Consider the following 3,323-nt stretch of genomic DNA (forward strand, 5'->3'; position numbering starts at 1 on the left):
TTTAACTGTGCGCAGCTCGCGGCCATCACCTTTGTATTCGGGTAAGTAACTTTGTACGGAGTTGTTTATATTTAAAAGCCCTTCGCTTACAAGTTTCATTAGGGCAAAGTTAGTGGCAAATATTTTGGTGTTAGAGGCTAAATCAAACAGAGTGTGTGTTTGCATTGGCTCTGGGCGTAGTAGCAGCAAATCACTTTGTTGGTACTGTTTGGCATCGCCATAGGCACTAAGCTTTATGAGTTCGCCACTTTTAATAACGGCTAATACCGCCCCGGGAAAACCAGCTTGTATGTCTTTTTCAATAAGGGCATCGACCTGGCTAAAGTCTATATTACTTTGCGCAGCGGTATTTAAGGTCGGAAACTCAAAGCGCAAGGTAAGGCTTGCGCCTTTAGGTTTAATATTTTCAACCTTAAACGTATTTACCCCGTTGTGGGTGCGCCTTGCTAGCGAATACTCGTATAAAGTATTAGCGGCTAATTGGTTGGTAATATTAAGCTTTTGGTTATTTATAAAAATATCGGCACTAATAGCGTTATTATTTTGAATTAATAACTGCCCTCGCCCTTTATACGCTTTAAAAGTGCCACGGTTATTTACGTACTCACGGCTACTTGGGTTAGCCTCAGGAAAAGTGACAATAACTTGGGCGTTTGGAAGCGTTACTAATTTGCTTTGCTTAAGCTCACTTGCTGTAAACTCATTTGGCTTATTTGCCGTACTGCACGCTACAAGAGTAACACTAACAAGCGCCAGTAAAGCCGTTTTAAAACAGCTGCTTAATTTTTTGTTTATTACTAAAGCCATTTGCACCCCTTACTTGTACAGCAAATACGGCGCTCGTTGCTTTTTAAATGCTGCAAGCCCTTGCTGCCAACTTTGTTTTATTTGCCGCTCTGATTGCCCTGCTTCAATAGCTAAACGTAGTTTGTTGGTACCAGCCAATTTATCCATAAAATCAGCGCGTTCAAAAAAGGTAATATTGTTTTTAGATAATTTATTATAAGCCGTAATTAAATAACTTAAATCAAGCCCACGCGTGTTTGCTGTGCGTAAATCGAGCCCTTTTACAGGAGTATTTTTAAATTTAGGGTTTGCTGCCGCCCCTTTAATAGAGCGCGGTGTAAAACTAAAATCCCCAAGCGCAACGGGCGAGTAGCCAATTACTTGAAACGCAAAGTCGGTGCCTCTGCCAATACTTACAGGGGTTGACTCAAAAAAGCAAAGCGACGGATACAGCGCAATTGATTGATCGTTCGGTAAATTAGGGCTGGGTTTTACAGGTAAATTGTAGGATGTTGAGCGCGTGTAATGATCAACTGAGATCACTGTAAGCTTTAAATCAGCCGCTTTATTGATCCAGCTTTCGCCTTTGATCATTTTTGCAAGCTCGCCTACCGTCATGCCGTGCAGCACGGGTATTGGGTGCATGCCTACAAACGATTTAAATTGGCGCTCAAGTATTGGCCCATCAACGTAGGCAATATTGGGGTTTGGCCTATCAAGCACAATAAACTCAATACCTTGCTCGGCTGCGGCTTCCATCATGTAATGCATAGAGCTTATGTAGGTATAAAAGCGCACGCCCACATCTTGTATATCAAAAATAATAGCATCTACTTCGCTTAGAGCCTCAGCGCTTGGTTTTTTGTTTTTGCCATAAATAGAAATAAGCGGGATACCGGTTTTACTATCAACCGCATTTTTAACATGGGCTCCAGCGTCGTGATCGCCTCTAAAGCCATGCTCAGGTGCAAAAATTTTGGTTATGGTTATATTTTTAGTGAGTAAAGCATCAACCAAATGAGTATTTTCAACAAGCGATGTTTGATTTACTACAAGGCCAACACGTTTATTTTGTAGCTGCGGCAAATAATGTTTGTATTGAGCAGCGCCAACAATTGGCGTTATTTGAGCTGTGTGAGCCTGCGCGCCCACATTAAAAATAGTGATAAATAGTAAAACAAAGGTGATGAATACAGCTTTAAACATACAGCAAGTTCCTTTTAAACAAGGTGTTTAAAATACCACAGCTTAAGTTAAAGAGCAGTGAATGGTTTTGAGCTGTACGTAAGTAATTAGAAGCTGCGCTTCTAACGTGAGCAAGCTTTACATCTAAGACAATTAAACTCAGAATTTAGGGTTCACCCGTAGGCGCTAAGCTTGCTAGCGCGACGAGCATCGCTCGTAAATAGGTTAAATACTAATGTTGGTTTTGAGCTTCTCATTTATTCCTCTTTCACTTCTCTTTGTAATGTTTCTTAAAACAAATTATTCACAAAGAGGTTAAGAGGCGCTGCGCTTTTAGAGAAGTGACTGAATAGAAGATTTGGCACTATGTAAAATTGGATTTTACTAATACCTGATAGCTGATAGCTTTCTCAAAATTCAGATACAAAAAAACCGACTTAATGTCGGCTTATGTATGAAAGTGGTGGGCGCAGGACGTATCTTCTAAGAGTGAACCTCCGACCGCTTGGCTTTAAGCCAACACTTTACTTATTTATACTCTAAGCAGAGTCTATGAAAGTGGTGGGCGCAGGAGGATTCGAACCTCCGACCGCCTGGTTCGTAGCCAGGTACTCTATCCAGCTGAGCTATGCGCCCACATTCATTTTTTCTTATTTATACTCTAAGTGGAGTTTCTGAAAGAATAAATATAAGTACACACCGTAAAATATGCGCTTAACTTATATGTTATTTCAGACACAAAAAAACCGACTTTTGTCGGCTTATGTATGAAAGTGGTGGGCGCAGGAGGATTCGAACCTCCGACCGCCTGGTTCGTAGCCAGGTACTCTATCCAGCTGAGCTATGCGCCCACTTTCATTAGTTACTTGTTTATACTCTAAGTTAGAGTGTGTAAAAGTGGTGGACGCAGGACGTAACTTCTAAGAGTGAACCTCCGACCGTTTGGCTTTAGCCAACACTTTCTACTTTTTTATACTCTAAGTTAGAGTCTATAAAAGTGGTGGGCGCAGGAGGATTCGAACCTCCGACCGCCTGGTTCGTAGCCAGGTACTCTATCCAGCTGAGCTATGCGCCCACTTTTACTGTTTGCTTATTTATACTCTAAGCAGAGTGTGTAAAAAGTGCTGGAAGCAGGACGTATCTTGTAAGAATGAACCTCCTACCGATTTGGTTTTAAACCAAACACTTAAACTTATTTATACTCTAAGCAGAGTGTGTAAAGAGTGGTGGGCGCAGGAGGATTCGAACCTCCGACCGCCTGGTTCGTAGCCAGGTACTCTATCCAGCTGAGCTATGCGCCCAATCTTTACTTTACAAGACGCCATTAAAAGAAATGGTGGAGAAGGAGGGAT

General features: G+C 41.7%; 2 protein-coding genes and 4 tRNA genes. All 6 read right to left on the reverse strand.

The features are described 5' to 3' along the window. Positions 1–807 (reverse strand): serine hydrolase (locus B2R65_RS10680; RefSeq protein WP_286742433.1); only part of this gene is annotated, 807 nt, incomplete at its 3' end. A gap of 9 nt (positions 808–816) precedes the next feature. After that, entirely contained in the window at positions 817–1,992 is a 1,176-nt protein-coding gene (locus B2R65_RS10685; RefSeq protein ID WP_286742434.1) for an exo-beta-N-acetylmuramidase NamZ family protein, read from the reverse strand. 538 nt (positions 1,993–2,530) lie between these two features. Next, positions 2,531–2,607: transfer RNA gene (locus B2R65_RS10690), tRNA-Arg, on the reverse strand. Positions 2,608–2,745: 138 nt separating this feature from the next. After that, positions 2,746–2,822: transfer RNA gene (locus B2R65_RS10695), tRNA-Arg, on the reverse strand. A 147-nt stretch (positions 2,823–2,969) separates the two neighbouring features. Further along, positions 2,970–3,046 (reverse strand) — tRNA-Arg (locus B2R65_RS10700). A gap of 149 nt (positions 3,047–3,195) precedes the next feature. Further along, positions 3,196–3,272 (reverse strand) — tRNA-Arg (locus B2R65_RS10705). Between the last annotated feature and the right edge of the window lie 51 nt (positions 3,273–3,323).

The organism is Pseudoalteromonas sp. UBA2102 (assembly GCF_002331165.1).
GTDB classification, from domain to species: Bacteria; Pseudomonadota; Gammaproteobacteria; order Enterobacterales; family Alteromonadaceae; genus Pseudoalteromonas; species Pseudoalteromonas atlantica.

Coding starts and splice junctions, on each gene's coding strand:
- B2R65_RS10685 (WP_286742434.1), bottom strand. CDS start 1,992: ATGTTTAAAGCTGTATTCATCACCTTTGTTTTACTATTTATCACTATT.